Source organism: Pseudozobellia thermophila (assembly GCF_900141855.1).
GTDB lineage: Bacteria > Bacteroidota > Bacteroidia > Flavobacteriales > Flavobacteriaceae > Pseudozobellia > Pseudozobellia thermophila.
Genome location: NZ_FQYU01000006.1, coordinates 34,496 through 51,656 on the forward strand (window position 1 = coordinate 34,496; position 17,161 = coordinate 51,656).

At 48.6% G+C, this 17,161-nt stretch carries 12 protein-coding genes; 9 read left to right on the top strand and 3 right to left on the bottom strand.

From position 1 onward, the window contains the following. Nucleotides 1–93: 93 nt before the first annotated feature. The 4 genes from BUB37_RS14660 (at nucleotide 94) to BUB37_RS14675 (ending at nucleotide 7,742) form a co-directional block, all read left to right on the top strand. A complete protein-coding gene (locus BUB37_RS14660) occupies nucleotides 94–3,081 on the top strand; it encodes a SusC/RagA family TonB-linked outer membrane protein (RefSeq protein WP_212635301.1) in 2,988 nt (995 codons plus the stop codon). A 59-nt stretch (nucleotides 3,082–3,140) separates the two neighbouring features. Beyond that, nucleotides 3,141–4,751, top strand: coding sequence for a RagB/SusD family nutrient uptake outer membrane protein (locus BUB37_RS14665; protein ID WP_212635302.1), 1,611 nt, complete (start codon nucleotides 3,141–3,143; stop codon nucleotides 4,749–4,751). A 197-nt stretch (nucleotides 4,752–4,948) separates the two neighbouring features. Continuing rightward, a complete protein-coding gene (locus BUB37_RS14670) occupies nucleotides 4,949–6,295 on the top strand; it encodes a 3-keto-disaccharide hydrolase (protein WP_244526854.1) in 1,347 nt (448 codons plus the stop codon). A gap of 103 nt (nucleotides 6,296–6,398) precedes the next feature. After that, nucleotides 6,399–7,742, top strand: coding sequence for a Gfo/Idh/MocA family protein (locus BUB37_RS14675; protein ID WP_072994580.1), 1,344 nt, complete (start codon nucleotides 6,399–6,401; stop codon nucleotides 7,740–7,742). A 167-nt stretch (nucleotides 7,743–7,909) separates the two neighbouring features. On the opposite strand, the gene BUB37_RS21960 is transcribed toward BUB37_RS14675, so the two are convergent. Continuing rightward, nucleotides 7,910–8,041, bottom strand: coding sequence for a hypothetical protein (locus tag BUB37_RS21960; protein ID WP_262987428.1), 132 nt, complete (start codon nucleotides 8,039–8,041; stop codon nucleotides 7,910–7,912). Nucleotides 8,042–8,183: 142 nt separating this feature from the next. Beyond that, a complete protein-coding gene (locus BUB37_RS14680) occupies nucleotides 8,184–9,419 on the bottom strand; it encodes a 3-deoxy-D-manno-octulosonic acid transferase (protein WP_072994581.1) in 1,236 nt (411 codons plus the stop codon). 92 nt (nucleotides 9,420–9,511) lie between these two features. Here BUB37_RS14680 and BUB37_RS14685 point away from each other — a divergent pair, with 92 nt between their 5' ends. The 5 genes from BUB37_RS14685 (at nucleotide 9,512) to odhB (ending at nucleotide 16,604) form a co-directional block, all read left to right on the top strand. Further along, the gene (locus BUB37_RS14685; protein ID WP_072994582.1) at nucleotides 9,512–10,666 is read left to right on the top strand and encodes a DegT/DnrJ/EryC1/StrS family aminotransferase; all 1,155 of its coding nucleotides are present in this window, start codon (nucleotides 9,512–9,514) and stop codon (nucleotides 10,664–10,666) included. Nucleotides 10,667–10,703: 37 nt separating this feature from the next. Next, a complete protein-coding gene (galE, locus tag BUB37_RS14690) occupies nucleotides 10,704–11,720 on the top strand; it encodes a UDP-glucose 4-epimerase GalE (RefSeq protein ID WP_072994583.1) in 1,017 nt (338 codons plus the stop codon). Between the two features lie 108 nt (nucleotides 11,721–11,828). Beyond that, a complete protein-coding gene (locus BUB37_RS14695) occupies nucleotides 11,829–12,179 on the top strand; it encodes a hypothetical protein (protein WP_317616553.1) in 351 nt (116 codons plus the stop codon). Between the two features lie 323 nt (nucleotides 12,180–12,502). After that, a complete protein-coding gene (locus tag BUB37_RS14700; protein WP_072994585.1) occupies nucleotides 12,503–15,325 on the top strand; it encodes a 2-oxoglutarate dehydrogenase E1 component in 2,823 nt (940 codons plus the stop codon). Nucleotides 15,326–15,365: 40 nt separating this feature from the next. Continuing rightward, nucleotides 15,366–16,604: a 2-oxoglutarate dehydrogenase complex dihydrolipoyllysine-residue succinyltransferase gene (gene odhB / locus BUB37_RS14705; RefSeq protein ID WP_072994586.1), complete on the top strand. Its 1,239-nt coding sequence runs from the start codon at nucleotides 15,366–15,368 to the stop codon at nucleotides 16,602–16,604. 91 nt (nucleotides 16,605–16,695) lie between these two features. Here odhB and BUB37_RS14710 read toward each other — a convergent pair whose 3' ends face one another. Continuing rightward, nucleotides 16,696–17,136, bottom strand: coding sequence for a retropepsin-like aspartic protease family protein (locus tag BUB37_RS14710; RefSeq protein ID WP_072994587.1), 441 nt, complete (start codon nucleotides 17,134–17,136; stop codon nucleotides 16,696–16,698). Nucleotides 17,137–17,161 lie beyond the last annotated feature (25 nt).

The following is a 17,161-nucleotide window of genomic DNA, read 5'->3' on the forward strand; positions in this document are numbered from 1 at the left end:
CCTTTTTTTCGAGCCTTATTCACGATTTTACTTGTTGTACCTATTTTTTCCGGTCATGCAAACGATTACGCAACAAATGACCCCAATATTAATTTGGATGGAGTTCCCGAACAATCAACGGTTTCGGGTACGGTAAAGGATGGCAATGGGGTTCCCTTGGCGGGTGCCAGTGTCGTGGTAAAAGGGACCACACGCGGGACCACCACCGATTTTGATGGAAATTTCTCGATTTCGGCCGATGGATCGGCCACATTGGTCGTCAGCTATATAGGCTATAAAACGGCGCAGGTGGCAATTAATGACCGGTCGACGATCCAAATAAGCTTGGAGGAAGATTCTGCCCAGCTCGATGAGGTGGTCGTGGTCGGTTACGGAACCCAAAAGAAGGGTGAGGTAACCGGATCTATATCAACCATTGGATCTGAAGCAATTGAAAAAATAGCTACTTCCAGCAGTGTCGATGCAATAAAGGGCCAGGTAGCAGGGGTCGATATTCAGGCCAATGGGGGTCGACCAGGTGAAAACTCTACCGTTAGGATCCGTGGACGAAGATCTATTTCCGCCTCGAACGATCCGTTATACGTAATTGACGGTATACCTCAAATAAGCGGTAATGCCGCCGTTGCCGATATCAATCCCCAGGACATTGAATCGATGAACGTTCTAAAAGATGCGGCTGCGACCGCGATCTATGGGTCAAGAGGTGCGAACGGGGTTATTCTTATTACCACCAAACGCGGTAGTGTCGGGGGTACCAAGGTTACCTATAGTACGCACTACGGTATAACTTCGGCCACGCGATTGGTCGATATGATGAATGGTGAGGAGTTCGCCGCTCTGAAAAGGGAGTCTAGAAGAAGGGGGGCTACCGAAGATGACCCTGCTTGGAACGGTACCATACCGGCCGATGATGTGGTTTTTGAAGATCCCGTGGAACTGGAGTCGATCGCCTTGGGCCGGTCGACGGATTATTTGGACCTGGTATTGAACCAAGGCTGGCAGACCAACCACCAATTAAGTGTTAGCGGGGGCTCTGAAAAGACGACCTTCAACACCTCGGTGGGCTATTTCAATGAGCAGGGTATCATAAGCAATATGGATTTCGAGAGATTCACCGGACGTTTGAACCTAGACCATAGGATCAACGATACTTTTAAGGTCGGAATGTCGTTCACCGTATCGCACTCCATCCAGAACTGGGGTTCAAGTGCCACCATGGGAGAGGCTTTGTCGAACAACCCGTTAGGGCTGCCCTATGATGAAGAGGGGGAACTAAGATTCCTTCCCACCAACGATGGTATTCGTACCAACCCTTTGAACGAATTGGTCGAAGGGGCCTACATTGACGAACGAAAAGTGACAAGGGTTTTTGCTCCTGTTTATTTGGATATCAATATAGCGGAAGGCCTGAAATGGACGACCAACTTTGGTCCGGACATTAGGTATTACCGAAGGGGCCAGTTTAGGGGCAGTCTGACCAACGATAACAGGGGAGGCCCAGGAGATGCCGAGGTGCAGAACCTTCAAAACTTCGGGTATACCTTGGAGAATATTTTGAACTATAATAAACTCTTTAACGATAGACATAACCTAGGGGTTACCTTGCTACAGAGTATCCAAAGTTCAAGGGAGGAAGAATTTTATGCGTCCGTTTCCAGTATACCCTATGAAGAACAGCAGTTCTATAACATGAGTACGGCCTCTGTAAAAAAGGATATAAATTCCAATCTCGAAGAGTGGACCTTGGCTTCGTTTATGGGTAGGGTCAATTACGACTTTGATGGCAAATACCTCTTTCAGGCCTCGCTTCGTGCCGATGGCTCCTCAAGGTTGGCCGAGGGTAACAAATGGAACTATTTTCCCGGGGTGTCGGCAGGTTGGAGAATTTCTCAGGAAGACTTCTTGGTCAATTCCAATACCGTTTCTGACTTAAAGCTGCGTGTTTCATACGGAGAAGTAGGTAATACATCCGTTAATCCCTATCAGACCCAAGGTACTTTGGGGGCTTCGGACTATGCGTATGGAGAGGATTCGGCCCTAGGTTTTGCACTTAGTGAGATTCCGAACAAAACATTGGGATGGGAAGTTTCAAAAACCATTGACGTTGGTTTTGACTATGGTTTCTTTAACAATAGGATCAGTGGCTCCTTCGATTACTATTCCACAAAAACTTCAGATTTATTACTGGATCGTACCTTGCCCCCAACTTCGGGTTACTCGAGTGTATTCCAAAATGTGGGGTCCACGGCCACTAAAGGGGTCGAGTTCAATATTAATGGCGATATATTCAGGAATCCAGATGGTTTTAACTGGAATGTGGCCTTTAATATTGCCAGTTATAAGGAGGAAATTACCGAACTCCCCTTAAAGGATGAAAACGGTAACTCGCTTGACGATATTGGAAACCGTTGGTTTATTGGCCAACCGGTAAACGTTTTCTATGATTATGAGAAAATCGGTATTTACCAGATTGACGAAGCGGCCTTGGCAGAGAGCGCCGAAGACAAGGTGCCGGGCGAGATAAAGCTTAAAGACCAGAACGGAGATGGGGTGATTACCGATGAGGATAGGGTCATATTGGGAACTGATATTCCCGACTTCTACGGAGGTATCACCAACACTTTTGAGTATAAGGGGTGGGACTTGAGTTTCTTTTTCTACTTCCGTCAAGGGCAGATGATCCGGTCTAGGTTTCACGATAGCAACAATGGTTTGTTCGGTCGGTACAATAACTTGGATGTGGACTATTGGACCATCGACAATCCTTCTAACGAGGCCCCGAGGCCGAATGAGAACCAAGAAAGTCCAAGAAATGCCTCTACCATGTCGTATTTCGATGGAAGCTACGTAAAACTGAGAAACCTTCAATTGGGGTACAACTTTCCTAAGTCACTGACCGAAAAATTGAACATCTCCAATATGAGGTTATATGTCGCCGGCCAAAACCTTTGGTTCTTGACCGACTATGAAACTTTTGATCCCGAAGTATCCGAAGAGGATGATGATGGGGGTAACGGGGTTTCCAGTAGTACGATACCGAGTAACAAAATGTTCTCGTTGGGCTTAAACGTGACTTTTTAGAAAATTGCAATGTTGAACAAGAAAAATATAGAATTATGTCAATAAAAAAATATACATATTTGCTTGCGACACTGTTTATTACTACACAGTCTTGTGAGAGCTTTTTGGAAGAGGAGCTTGTTTCCGAAGTATCGGCGGGAACGTACTATACCACCGAATCGGGCCTTGAAGATGCAGTTGATGCAACCTATGCTTGGCTCAAAGGGTTCTATGGGCCTGAGCGGGGATTTACCATGACCACCTTTGGGACCGATATTTGGACCAATGGTGCGGATGGAAGCCATAAAACCATCAACCTGTACGATGGGGCGCTCAATGCGACGCAGAGTTATATGAATGAGGCGTGGCGCGATTGGTACCGTGGTGTAAACCAGGCGAATGCCGTAATCAATAGGGCCGAAGAGGTCGAAATGGATGAGGCCCTAAAGAATATCCGTATTGCTGAGGTACGTTGGTTGCGGGCCTTCTACTATTTTGATATCGTTAGAACCTATGGCGATGCCCACCTAAGTCTCGAAGAGACCGAAGGTGTGGAGGTCGAGGCCAATCGAACCCCGGCTTCTGAAATCTATGAGCAGGCCATTATTCCCGATTTGGAATTTGCCATCGCCAATTTGCCAGAGGTACAAGACGATTACGGTAGGGCCACCAAGGCCGCTGCAGAATTTTTGTTGGGCAAGGTTTTGATGAGGCGTAGCTACACTTCTTATGCGGCAAGCAATGATGCAGAAAGGGCAGAAACGCTTTTTTCGAATGTAATCAACAATTATGGTTTTGAGTTGTTGCCCGATTATGGAGACCTTTGGGACATTAACAACCAAGAAAATTCAGAAATCGTCTGGAACCTGACTATTTCAAAGGCCTTGGTCGACGATGGCACCGATGAAGAAGGCCATAGGGGGCACTTGTACTTTTTGTTCGAGTATGATGTTCGTCGTGGAATGGTTCGTGACATTGAGAACGGAAGACCATGGAAAAGGTTTAGGCCTACTCCTTTTTTGCTGGGCCTTTGGGATAGAAGTATCGATACCAGGTACGATAAAGGATTTAAGCACGTCTGGTACGCCAATACCGAAGTGAGCGACGAAAGGGGTAATTTGGCCATCGGCGATACGGCCATTTATATTCCCGGGCCCCAGAAGGATATCGAATGGCCCCAAAGTAGAAAAGATGCGGCTCCCTATTTGGTTTATACCGAAGAAGACTATACCGAACGTATATTTCCTACCATGAGTAAGTGGTTGGATAATACACGACCCGATCGGCAACATACCCAAGGCCAAAGGGATGTGGTGCTGATGCGTTTGGCCGATGCCTACCTTTTTAGGGCCGAGGCACGGTTAAAGCAAGGTGACCCTGCAGGAGCGGCAGAGGATATCAACGTTGTACGTAGAAGGGCTGCGGTACCCGGTATGGAGGCGTCAATTGAAATTTCCGCCGGGGATGTGGATTTGGATTTCCTTTTGGATGAACGGGCAAGGGAAGTGTTCGGAGAACATGCCAGATGGTGGGACCTGACCCGTACCGGTAAGTTGGTCGAAAGGGTTCGTCTGCACAATGCCCAAGCCGCAGGGAACATTCAAGACTATCATGTGGTAAGGCCAATAGGCCAGGATCAGATTGACAGGGCCTTGGGAGGTTACCCGCAAAACCCCGGATATCCACAATAACCTAATTATATTTGTCTTAAAGCCAGTGCTCATGCACTGGCTTTTTGCATTAAGATGCATTCGCAACAGTTGCAAGAAAAACGATTACGCAACTTGTTGCTCTGTAAAAATTCATATCTTGAAGGCCAAATCAAAATACCCAAATAAAAATGAAGATTACTGAATTTAAAAGAAGAAAGTTTTTTCCTGGGTTGACCATGATGGTGTTAGCCGTTTTGGCATCCTGCGGTGAAGCCGTAAAAGACGATACCCCATGGGTCGAGCTCTTTGATGGAAAGACCCTGAACGGATGGACCCAAAAAGGGGGCGAGGCCAATTACGAGGTGCGCGATGGCATGATCGTGGGCAGTACGGTGCACGATACGCCCAATTCTTTCTTGACCTCCGACAAAATGTACGACGACTTTATATTGGAGCTCGAATACAAGGTAGATTCGACCATGAATTCCGGTATCCAAATACGGAGCAATAGCTTTCCGTATTACAGAAACGGAAGGGTGCACGGCTATCAAATAGAGATCGACCCTTCAGAAAGGGCGTGGAGTGCCGGCATCTACGACGAGGCCCGAAGAGGATGGCTCAATCCCTTGGAAAACAACCCCGAGGCACAAAAGGCCTTTAAGCAAAACGATTGGAACCATTATCGCATCGAGGCCATTGGCGATACCATACAAACTTGGATCAACGGGGTGCCCGCGGCAAATTTGATCGACGACAAGACTTCCAGTGGCTTTATAGCGCTTCAGGTGCATAGCATCCCCAAGAAGAATAAGGCCGGAACCGAGATCATGTGGAGGAACATCAAGATATTGACCGATAGCCTTTCCAAATACAACAGGCCTACTCCAGTACCTCCGATCACTACCAAAAATTCCTTGACAAAATCGGAAAGGGAAAAGGGATGGAAACTGCTGTGGGACGGCAAGACGACCGAAGGTTGGCGCGGTGCAAAGTTGGACGAGTTTCCCGATAAGGGCTGGAAAATAGAGGACGGCGTGCTTAGTGTACTCTCATCGGGAGGGGAAGAGTCGGCCGCAGGGGGCGATATAGTAACGAAGGAACTGTATGGCGACTTCGAACTGAAGGTAGACTTTAAGCTGACCGAAGGCGGCAACAGTGGTATCAAGTACTTTGTCAACACCGACCTGAACAAGGGTCCGGGCTCCTCCATAGGTCTTGAATATCAAATTCTAGACGATGCCAAGCATCCCGATGCGAAAAAAGGAAACCACGAGGGCAGCCGTACCGTTGCCTCCCTTTATGATTTGATCAAGGCCGACGAGAACAAGCCGATCAATCCTATCGGTGAGTGGAACACGGCCCATATCGTTTCAAAGGGAAACCATGTAGAACATTGGTTGAACGGCGTAAAGGTCCTCGAATACGAACGTAGGACGCCTGAGTTCAGAAAGTTGGTGGCCGAAAGCAAGTACGTAAAATGGCCGAATTTCGGGGAAGGCGACAAAGGCCATATCCTACTCCAGGATCACGGCGACCTAGTTTCTTTTCGAAATGTCAAGATCAGGGACCTTAGTGAAGAGTAAGTATAGGGTGCGGGTTTTTCGGGTTGCATGCCAGGCTTGGCGCAATAAACCTTCCGCGATACCCAGTGGAGTGAGAATCAATTTAAACTATAGTTAACATATTATGAGTTCAGATAGAAGAAATTTCATCAAAAAGGCCTCCGTTGGTGCCGCGGGCATTGCCTTTGGCGGTAGTATCAATGCCATGTCAATGAGCGGATACACTAGGATCTTAGGGGCCAACGACAAGATCAGGTGCGCCGTTATCGGTGTGCGGAGTAGGGCCAAGGCCCATATCAAGGCAATTAATGAAGACCCCAATGCCAAAATAATCTATAGCTGTGATGTAGACGACAAGATTATTGAAGAGCACAACGAGTGGTGTAAAAAGAATATCGGTTACGTTCCCAAGGTCGAGAAAGATTTTAGAAAGGTGCTCGAAGACAAAAAGGTAGACGCCGTATTTATCGCCACTCCCGAGCATTGGCATGCCCCCATGGCCATTATGGCCCTCCAGGCGGGCAAACATGTTTATGTAGAGAAACCGTGCAGCCATAACCCCTATGAGAATACCCTGTTGGTAGAGGCCCAGAAAAAGTACGGCATGAAAGTGCAGATGGGCAACCAGCAACGTTCCTCAAAATCTTCCGCCCTTGCGGTCAAGGAGATTAAGGAAGGCATTATCGGAAACGTTTTTAAGGGAGAAGCCTATTATTCGAACAACCGGGGATCCATAGGTACGGGCAAGAAAATACCCGTGCCTTCGACCTTGGATTGGGAAATGTGGCAAGGTCCGGCCGTTCGCGAAGATTACAGGGACAATATCCACCCTTATAACTGGCATTGGTTCAGAAACTGGGGCACCGGTGAGGTCCATAACAACGGTACCCATGAAATCGATATTTGTCGATGGGCATTGGGTGTGGATCTGCCCGATAGCGTTACTTCCTTTGGTGGTAAATATGCCTACGACGACGATTGGGAGTTTGTAGACAACCAACAGGTTACCTATAAGTTCGGCGACGATAAATTCATTACCTGGACGGGCCACAGCAGGGGGAAAATAATGCCCAACCAACCCGGTAGGGGCATTACCATTTATGGAAGCAAGGGGATAATCACGCTGAGTAGGAGCGGTTATCAATTGTATGATCTCGACGGTAACCAGCTCAAGGATATAAAGGAAGGCGGAAACCAGAGTGCAGGCACCAATACCCAAGGGGGAGGTGGTCTGGATGTCAACCACGTAGGCAATTTCTTCGCGGCTATTCGGGAAGACAAATCGCTTAATTCCGATATTAGGGATGCGAGTGTCTCTACCATGTTATGCCACTTGGGCAATATGGCACAGGCTGCCGGTGAGACCATTAAGGTCGATAAGGCGACCGGAAAGGTGCTCAACAACGATAAGGTGATGAAAGATTGGTGGAAAAGGGAGTACGCCCCCGGGTGGGAGCCCAAACTCTAATTCCCTGATTGAAATGCTTAAGGCCCTTTTGGAATTCTATGAATTCCGAAAGGGTTTCTTTTTTCTTGTAAGGCACACAATAGGGATGCGCCTGATAAAAGCTATTAGGTGCAATTTTTTTTCCCGCGCACACGTACAAGGGCCCTGGGTTTCGCGAAACTTGGCAACTAGTCGAAAATGCCGATGATATCCAAAATAAGGGCAACGGGTATGGCAATCAATATCAATACCAAACACCCTACCACTATTCGAAGAAACAAATTCAACAGTTTTACGCCGATGGGTAATTCTTGTTCCATTTTCTTAATGTTTACTTAAAGTTAAGAAAAAATTGCGTATATGGCTGATTTGAGGGCTGTTATTTGGGATGTTGATATAATTTGTGCCTTGCGTTTGCTGTTTTTTTAAATAGCGGGCAGAACTTGGCTAGGCGTACCGGACTCAGAGTATTTCGTTTATACGGTTCATGATTTTTAGGCTGGCCCCCTTGTTTTTGGAGACATAGTTGGCGTTGATCGCACCTGTTTTATGACGGAAATCTTGACTCTGGACAAATTTTTTCATGAGTTCCCCAAAAGACCATTTATCGGCGATGGGCCATATGCCCTTTAGCCTTACCAGGTCCTCTGCTTCGTTAAAGCCCTTGTAGTCCGGCCCTATAATGACGGGAATGCCGAAAACGGCCGGTTCCAAGGTGTTGTGCAGGCCCGTTGCAAAAGCACCCCCTACATAGGCAAGGTCGGCATAGCTATAGATCCGGGTAAGCAGTCCGATGTGGTCGATGATAAGGACGTCGTACTGGGCCAGCTTGTCGTTGTCCATGCCCGAATAAAGGATGGTTTTTTTGGTCAAAGCCCCTGCCAGGCCCAAAATTCTATCTTTCTTGATGGTGTGGGGGGCAAGTACGAATTTCAGTTCCTTGGGCGTATTGTTGATGTAATCGACTATAATGGCCTCGTCTTCCGGCCAGGTACTTCCGGCAACGAAACAGAGCTTGTCGTTTTTAAAGGCTTCCATGAAATCCAACGCATTGTCGCGGTCCAAAATTTTGGAAACCCGGTCCAGTCGCGTATCCCCGCTAACGGTAATGTCCCCTATGCCGATCGATCTTAGCAAAGCCTCCGATCGTTCGTCTTGGACAAAATAATGGGAAAAACGTTTTAGGGCTTTCCGCATAAAGCCACCGTAGCTTTTAAAATAGACCTGGCCTTCCCTAAAGATCGCCGATATGAGCAGGGTAGGTATATGGTTCTCTTGGAGCTCCCGTAAATAGTTGGGCCATACTTCGTACTTTACGAAAATGGCCAAGGTGGGATGCACCGTTTTGATAAACCTGCGTGCGTTGGCCTTGGTATCTATTGGAAGGTAGCAAACGGTATCGGCCAAGGCCGTATTTTTCCTTACCTCGTAACCCGAAGGGGAAAAGAAGGTTACTACGATCTTGTACTGTGGGTAGTTGGCCTTTACTTCCTCGATTATGGGCAGGCCTTGCTCGTATTCGCCTAAAGAGGCCGCGTGCACCCACAGGGTCTTGTCGTCGTTCGAAAGGGTGTTTTCCAGAATGCCGAAAGATTCCTTTCGCCCCCTAACGAACAATTTTATTTTGGCATTGTAAAGGGCTACGATCTGTAGCACGAACCAAGAGCTTTTGGCAATCAGGTTGTAGATGAAATGCACGAGTGTCTATTTTGGGCTAAAATAAGGTTCTTTGCTGAATATGTTAGGCCTCCGTTTCGTATTTTTGCCGACGTATTGATTAACAAGGTAGAATGAAAAAAATCCAAATGGTCGACTTGGGCGGCCAATACGCTGGGATAAAAGATCGGGTGGGCGATGCCATTGCCGATATTCTGGAGTCGTCTTCATTTATCAATGGCCCGGAAGTGCACGCCTTTCAAGCGGAGCTGGAAGAGTACCTTGGGGTAAAACACGTAATACCTTGTGGCAACGGTACCGACGCCCTTCAAATTGCCATGATGGGACTGGGGCTGAAGCCCGGTGACGAGGTTATTACGGCCGATTTTACTTTTGCCGCCACCGTAGAGGTAATCGCCCTGTTGCGTTTGACTCCCGTTTTGGTCGATGTCTATCCCGATTCGTTTAACATAGATGTCTCGGCAATAGAAAGGGCGATCACACCGAGGACGAAGGCCATCGTTCCGGTACATCTTTTTGGCCAGTGCGCCCATATGGAGGCCATCTTGGAACTGGCCGAAAAGCACGGTCTTTACGTAATAGAGGACAATGCACAGGCCATAGGGGCCAATTATACCTTTGAAAACGGAAAAAAACAGAAGGCGGGTACCCTCGGCCATGTGGGCGCCACCTCTTTTTTTCCATCAAAAAATCTCGGTGCCTACGGGGACGGAGGCGCCATTTTTACCAATGACGATGCGCTGGCCCATACGCTGCGCGGAATCGTCAACCACGGGATGTACGAGCGCTACCACCACGACGTGGTCGGGGTCAACTCCAGATTGGATTCGATCCAGGCCGCTGTTTTGAGGGCCAAATTGCCCAAGCTTGACGAATACTGCGACAAAAGAAGGGCCGCCGCGCGAAAGTATTCTGCGGCCTTCGACGGTATAGAGGGCATCATCGTTCCCAAAACGGTGGCCAATTGCGAAGGGATATGCGATACCTGCGATTGCCATGTGTTCCACCAATATACCCTGCGTATCGGGAATGGTAAAAGGGACGGCCTGGCCAGGCATTTGGGGGAGAAGCAGATTCCTTTCGGCATATATTATCCGATTCCCTTGCACAAACAAAAGGCCTATGCCGACGAAAGGTACGACGAGAACGATTTTACCGTTACCAATCGGTTGGTCGACGAGGTTATTTCATTGCCCATGCATACCGAACTGGACGATGACCAAATCGACTACATAACCAAGACGGTCATAGAATTCGTTGCGGGTTAGGCTTGTCGGCCATCATGCTAAAACAAAAAGATAAAATATGAAAATACTGGTTACCGGAGGATTGGGTTTTATAGGCTCGCACACTGTTGTAGAACTGCAGAACGAAGGTTTTGAGGTCGTTATCATAGACGATTGTTCGAATTCTTCGGAAGAAGTGCTGAAGGGCATTGTCAACATTACCGGAAAAACACCCATTTTCGAAAAGATCGACCTTAAGGAAAAAGACAAGGTCTCCGATTTTTTTCAAAGGCATACCGATATTGGGGGGGTAATCCATTTTGCCGCTTCCAAGGCGGTAGGCGAGAGTGTCGAAAAACCCTTGTTGTACTACGAGAACAATATCGCTACCTTGGTCTACCTGTTAAAGGAGCTTTCGGCCAAGGCTAAATCGAACTTCATCTTCAGCTCCTCGTGCACGGTTTATGGCCAGGCCGACAAAATGCCCATTACCGAGGATGCCCCGGTTAAACCGGCCGAATCGCCTTATGGCAATACCAAGCAAATAGGTGAGGAAATTATTAGGGAGACCTGTCGGGTGACACCGGGACTTAATGCCATAGCGCTGAGGTATTTTAACCCCATGGGCGCCCATCCGAGCGCTGAAATAGGCGAGTTGCCGATCGGCGTACCCCAAAACTTGGTGCCCTTTATTACCCAGACCGGGGTAGGGCTTCGAAAGGAGTTGTCCGTTTTCGGCGACGACTATCCCACGGCCGACGGCACCTGTATCCGCGACTATATCTATGTGGTCGATTTGGCCAAGGCCCATGTGCGGGCCCTGCAGCGCCTTTTGAACGGGGAGAATACCGAAAATTACGAGGTGTTCAATCTCGGGACCGGAAAAGGGAGCTCGGTGTTGGAGGTTATTCACAGCTTTGAACGGGTTTCGGGCAAGAAACTGAACTACAAGATCGTCGATCGAAGGCCTGGCGATATTACCGAGGCCTATGCCGATACCACCAAGGCCAACGAAGTGTTGGGTTGGAAAGCTCGGTACACCCTTGACGAAGCCATGAAATCGGCTTGGGACTGGGAATGTAAGATCCGGGGTTAAAAGAAGGCCTTAGGTGCCCTCGAACGGGCCTTTTGGGCAAGAAGGGGCTGCGTACAAACGGTCGGGCTGAACCAAACTAAGCCTTGGGGTCGTAAATAGGATATGTCTATGAATTTTCCAAATAGTACGGCCCTTCTGCAAAAGGCCGAAGAAGCCTCGCTTTACGAGAAGCTGGTGTCCCAGATCCGAAAGGATTTTGGCTTGGCCAACATTTACATCGACCTGCCTGAAGGGATATTGCCCAAAGCCCTGGTCGGTTTGCTCCGTGAAAAAATCTATTATTTGATCATGGAACGCTTTTCGGAATATTTGAACCTTTTGTACGTCGTCGATATTCCCGAAAGGGAATTCAGGAAAATTCAGGTGACCGACGTGGTCGAAGTGGCCGAACAGGTGGTCTTTTTGCTTCTGAACAGGGAAATGCAAAAGGTATGGCTCAAGCAAAAGTACAGCGGCTGATTCCTTGTTTGGTCGCTTGGGGCTCCCTTTTCGGATTTTAGGTTTTCAACAATGAAGGGGTATTTTGATGATTATCTTTAAATTTTAATTATTGGCGGTGCAGATTTCTTCCAAATATGCGAAATGTTGTATTTTTGTACGAACTTATCTTTGGTTTTCTTGATGCCCGGGATTTTGACAATTGGTTGCTAATTAACGCCTTTGCCCGCCTTTGTCAAGGTAAGGGCTGATAAGGACGGATGGATTGAGGCAAATCGATGGTCTGGTAGAATCGGAAAATTAGGGACAAGTTTTAATTTTATTTGCACGACAGATAACCTTTTATGGACAAGTATTCCTTTCTAAACGCCGCACACACTACTTTTTTTGCGGATCTATACGACAAGTACCTTAAAGCCCCCGATAGCATAGAGCCTAGTTGGCGCGCGTTCTTTCAAGGCTTTGACCTGGGCTCCGAACTGGCCTTGGATGAAATCGACGTCGAGGCATTGGCCAACGGCACGGGCCACGATACGAACGGAGGGGTCGAAATACCCGAATCCCTTCAAAAAGAATTTCAGGTCATCAGGCTGATTGATGGCTATAGGAGCCGTGGTCACCTATTTACGAAAACCAACCCGGTGCGGGAGCGTAGAAAATACGAGCCCACCCTGGATATCGAAAATTTCGGGCTTTCGCAAGACGATATGGATACCGTTTTCAATGCCGGCGAACTTTTAGGTATCGGGGCCAGTACCTTGGGCAGTATTATCGAGCACCTGCAAAATATCTATTGCGACGCTATCGGTGTCGAATACATGTATATTCGAAAGCCGGAGCGTATCGAGTGGATCCAGAAATGGCTTAACGTCAACGATAACCATCCCAGGTTCGACGCGGCCCATAAAAAACGGATCTTGAAAAAGTTGAACCAGGCTGTATCGTTCGAGAGCTTCCTGCACACCAAATATGTAGGGCAAAAGCGCTTTTCCCTAGAGGGGAACGAATCGCTGATCCCCGCCTTGGACGCCGTAGTGGAGCGCGCCGCAGAATTGGGCGTGGAGCAGTTCGTTATGGGGATGGCCCATAGGGGTAGGCTCAATGTCCTCACCAATATTTTTGGAAAGGCGGCCAAGGACATTTTTAGCGAATTCGACGGCAAGGATTATGAACAGGAGATTTTTGACGGCGATGTCAAGTATCACTTGGGGTGGACGTCGGAGCGAAAAACCGACAACGGCAAGAGAATTAAAATGAACATAGCCCCGAACCCCTCCCATTTGGAGACGGTCGGAGCGGTGGTCGAAGGCATAACCAGGGCCAAGCAGGATGCGCATTTTCCGGACGACTTTTCAAAAGTGTTGCCCATTGTGGTGCATGGGGATGCGGCCATTGCCGGCCAGGGATTGGTATACGAAGTGGTCCAGATGGCCAACCTCGATGGGTATAGGACCAACGGAACCATACATATCGTGGTCAACAACCAGATCGGTTTTACCACCAACTATCTCGATGCGAGGAGTTCTACCTATTGTACCGATGTGGGCAAGGTTACCTTGAGTCCTGTCCTACATGTTAACTCCGATGATGTGGAAGCCGTAGTGCACGCCTCCCTGTTTGCCTTGGAGTACCGTATGCGCTTCAAGCGCGATGTTTTCCTCGATTTGTTGGGCTATAGAAAATACGGGCATAACGAAGGGGACGAACCTCGTTTTACCCAGCCCAAATTGTACAAGGTCATTGCGAAGCATTCGAACCCCCGCGATATCTATGCGGCGAAGTTGATCCAGGAAGGGGTCATTGAAAAGGGTTATGTAAAACAACTTGAGGAAGAATATAAGGCTTCCCTTGAGGAAGAGCTGCAAGACTCCCGAAAGGAGGACAAGACCAAGGTTACGCCCTTTATGGCCGACGAGTGGAAAGGTTTTTCCAACGTCAGGGAGTGGGAGATGATGGACAAGGTGGACACTACCTTCGACCAGGGAAAATTGGCCGAGATCGCCAAGGTCATAACGGAATTGCCACCCGATAAAAAGTTCTTGAGAAAGGTAGAGAAACTGGTAAGGGACCGCAAAAAAATGTTCTTCGAAACCGACAGTCTCGATTGGGCCATGGGCGAATTATTGGCTTATGGCACCTTGCTCTATGAAGGGCACGGGGTACGTATGTCGGGCCAGGATGTCGAACGCGGTACCTTCTCCCATAGGCATGCCGTCATGAAGGTCGAGGAGAGCGAGGAAGAGGTGATGCTTCTCAACCATATATCCGACAAGCAGGGCCGCTTCCAAATTTATAACTCGCTCTTGTCGGAATACGGGGTTGTTGGCTTTGATTATGGTTATGCCATGGCCAGTCCGGGTACCTTGACCATATGGGAAGCCCAGTTCGGCGATTTTAGCAACGGTGCACAGATCATGATCGATCAATATATCTCGGCCGCCGAAGACAAGTGGAAGCTGCAGAATGGTTTGGTCATGCTGTTGCCCCACGGTTATGAAGGCCAGGGAGCGGAACATTCCTCCGCCCGAATGGAGCGTTACCTGCAATTGTGCGCACGCGACAATATGTACATAGCCGATGTAACGACCCCGGCACAGATGTTCCATATTCTAAGAAGGCAGATGAAGGTAAACTTTAGAAAGCCATTGATCATCTTTACGCCCAAGAGTCTTTTGCGTCATCCAAAGGCCGTCTCTACGGTGTCCGAACTTGCAAACGGATCCTTCCAGGAAGTGCTCGACGACCCGATGGCCGATGTAAATAAGGTCAAAAGCCTTGTGTTCTGTACCGGTAAGTTCTACTACGACCTGTTGGCCGCCAGGGAAGAGCGTTCCCGTGATGATGTGGCCTTGGTTCGTGTGGAGCAATTGTTTCCGTTGCCGACCGAGCAGATGAGGGACATTATCGAGAAATACAAAAATGCCGATGATCTGGTTTGGGCCCAAGAAGAACCCCGCAACATGGGGGCTTGGAGCCATATGATGATGCATTTTCCCGAATCGCAAAAATTCAGGGTGGCCTCGAGAAGATTTTATGCCTCACCGGCCGCGGGTAGCGCGGTGCGTTCAAAGATGAGGCATCAACAGGTTATCGACTATGTTTTCGACAAGAAAAAGGATAATATGCCCAAGCCCATTCCGAAACCCAAGGAAGGGGCGAAGGGTTGATCAGGTGTGAACAAAACAAAAACAGCAAATTAAGTATAGCATGATATTAGAAATGAAAGTTCCGTCCCCGGGAGAATCGATTACCGAAGTGGAAATAGCGGAGTGGTTGGTCGAAGATGGCGATTACGTCGAAAAGGACCAGGCCATTGCCGAGGTAGATTCCGATAAGGCTACGCTAGAACTGCCCGCCGAAGAAAGTGGGATCATTACCCTGAAGGCCGAGGTCGGTGATGCCGTTGCCGTAGGGGAGGTCGTATGTTTGATCGATACCGAGGGGGCCAAGCCGGAAGGTGGGTCCGCGGCAGCGACCGATAGTGCCGAAAAATCGGAAAGTCAGACGGCCAAGGCCCCGGAACCAAAAGCTGCGGAGGCCCCACAGGCCGCTCCCGCAAAAGAGACCTATGCCTCGGGGGTGGCTTCGCCTGCGGCAAAGAAGATACTTAAGGAAAAGGGTATCGAGGCCTCTGCCGTAAAAGGAACGGGAAAAGACGGCCGGATCACCAAGGACGATGCGGTAAAGGCCGTGCCTTCAATGGGTACCCCGGGTGGAGGTAGTCGCGGGGAAACGCGTTCAAAACTCTCGATGTTGAGAAGAAAGGTGGCCGAACGTTTGGTCGCCGTTAAGAACGAAACGGCGATGTTGACCACCTTCAACGAAGTCGATATGTCGCCCATTTTCGAGTTGCGAAAGAAGTACAAGGAAGACTTCAAGGCAAAGCACGGGGTAGGCCTAGGCTTTATGTCGTTCTTCACTTTAGCTGTGGTGAGGGCCTTGAAAGAATACCCTGCCGTTAATTCGATGATCGACGGAAAAGAGATGGTATCGTTCGATTTCTGCGATATCAGCATTGCCGTATCGGGTCCCAAGGGATTGATGGTACCGGTAATCAGAAATGCCGAGAACCTGAGCTTTAGGGGAGTCGAATCGGAGGTGAAAAGGTTGGCCATCCGTGCGAGGGAAGGAGAGATTACGGTCGATGAAATGACGGGAGGTACCTTTACCATTACCAATGGGGGCGTCTTCGGGTCCATGTTGTCGACCCCGATAATCAACCCGCCGCAAAGTGCCATTTTAGGAATGCACAATATTGTGGAAAGGCCGATAGTACGCGATGGTGCCATCGCCATTGCCCCGATCATGTACGTCGCCCTGTCCTATGACCATAGGATCATCGACGGAAAGGAATCGGTGGGCTTTTTGGTCGCTGTGAAAGAGGCCTTGGAGAACCCGGTGGAGCTGTTGATGGACGGCAATGTTACGCGAGCGCTCGAACTGTAGTTTTTCAATTGCATCCCGATAAAAAAAAAGGACCCGGAAGTCAAAATCGACATCCGGGTCTTTTTTTGATGTGCTGTTGATGGCCCTGCCCTTATTGTTTCAGGTAAACACAAGATTTGTCGTAATCGATAACGGCCTTGGCCTTTTTGAGTACATCGGCCCCTATGATGCCATCGACAGGTGCCACGTTGTGCGCAACCAGGGCCTCGTTGACATGTACCAGGTCGAACAGTACGATTTTTATTTTCTTCTTCTTCCAACCGCCGATGTTTATTTTGTTCTTGGTCGAGATCAGGGTTTCCAAATTGGTGCCCCCCGCGCCGGCGGCCTTGATTTCCGATGCTTCCGAAACCAGTTTGAAGGTATCCACTTTGTCGAAGCCGATGCACGTGTTCGAGGCCCCCGTGTCCAAAATAAACCTTCCGGGTATGCCATTGATCTTTGCGCCGATTTCAAAATGGTCGGTTTGGGTGACTATGAGGGGTATTTGGATGTAGTTTTTGTTCCGCAGGAATTTTTTTAATGAAGCCATATAAATGGGACAGGTTTCTTGGTTT

Bases quoted from the DNA above. Each gene is read 5' to 3' on its own strand.
- BUB37_RS14685 (WP_072994582.1), top strand. From the start codon at position 9,512: ATGAAAAAAATCCAAATGGTCGACTTGGGCGGCCAATACGCTGGGATA.
- BUB37_RS14695 (WP_317616553.1), top strand. From the start codon at position 11,829: ATGAATTTTCCAAATAGTACGGCCCTTCTGCAAAAGGCCGAAGAAGCC.
- BUB37_RS21960 (WP_262987428.1), bottom strand. From the start codon at position 8,041: ATGGAACAAGAATTACCCATCGGCGTAAAACTGTTGAATTTGTTTCTT.
- odhB (WP_072994586.1), top strand. From the start codon at position 15,366: ATGATATTAGAAATGAAAGTTCCGTCCCCGGGAGAATCGATTACCGAA.
- BUB37_RS14700 (WP_072994585.1), top strand. From the start codon at position 12,503: ATGGACAAGTATTCCTTTCTAAACGCCGCACACACTACTTTTTTTGCG.
- BUB37_RS14670 (WP_244526854.1), top strand. From the start codon at position 4,949: ATGATGGTGTTAGCCGTTTTGGCATCCTGCGGTGAAGCCGTAAAAGAC.
- galE (WP_072994583.1), top strand. From the start codon at position 10,704: ATGAAAATACTGGTTACCGGAGGATTGGGTTTTATAGGCTCGCACACT.
- BUB37_RS14710 (WP_072994587.1), bottom strand. From the start codon at position 17,136: ATGGCTTCATTAAAAAAATTCCTGCGGAACAAAAACTACATCCAAATA.
- BUB37_RS14675 (WP_072994580.1), top strand. From the start codon at position 6,399: ATGAGTTCAGATAGAAGAAATTTCATCAAAAAGGCCTCCGTTGGTGCC.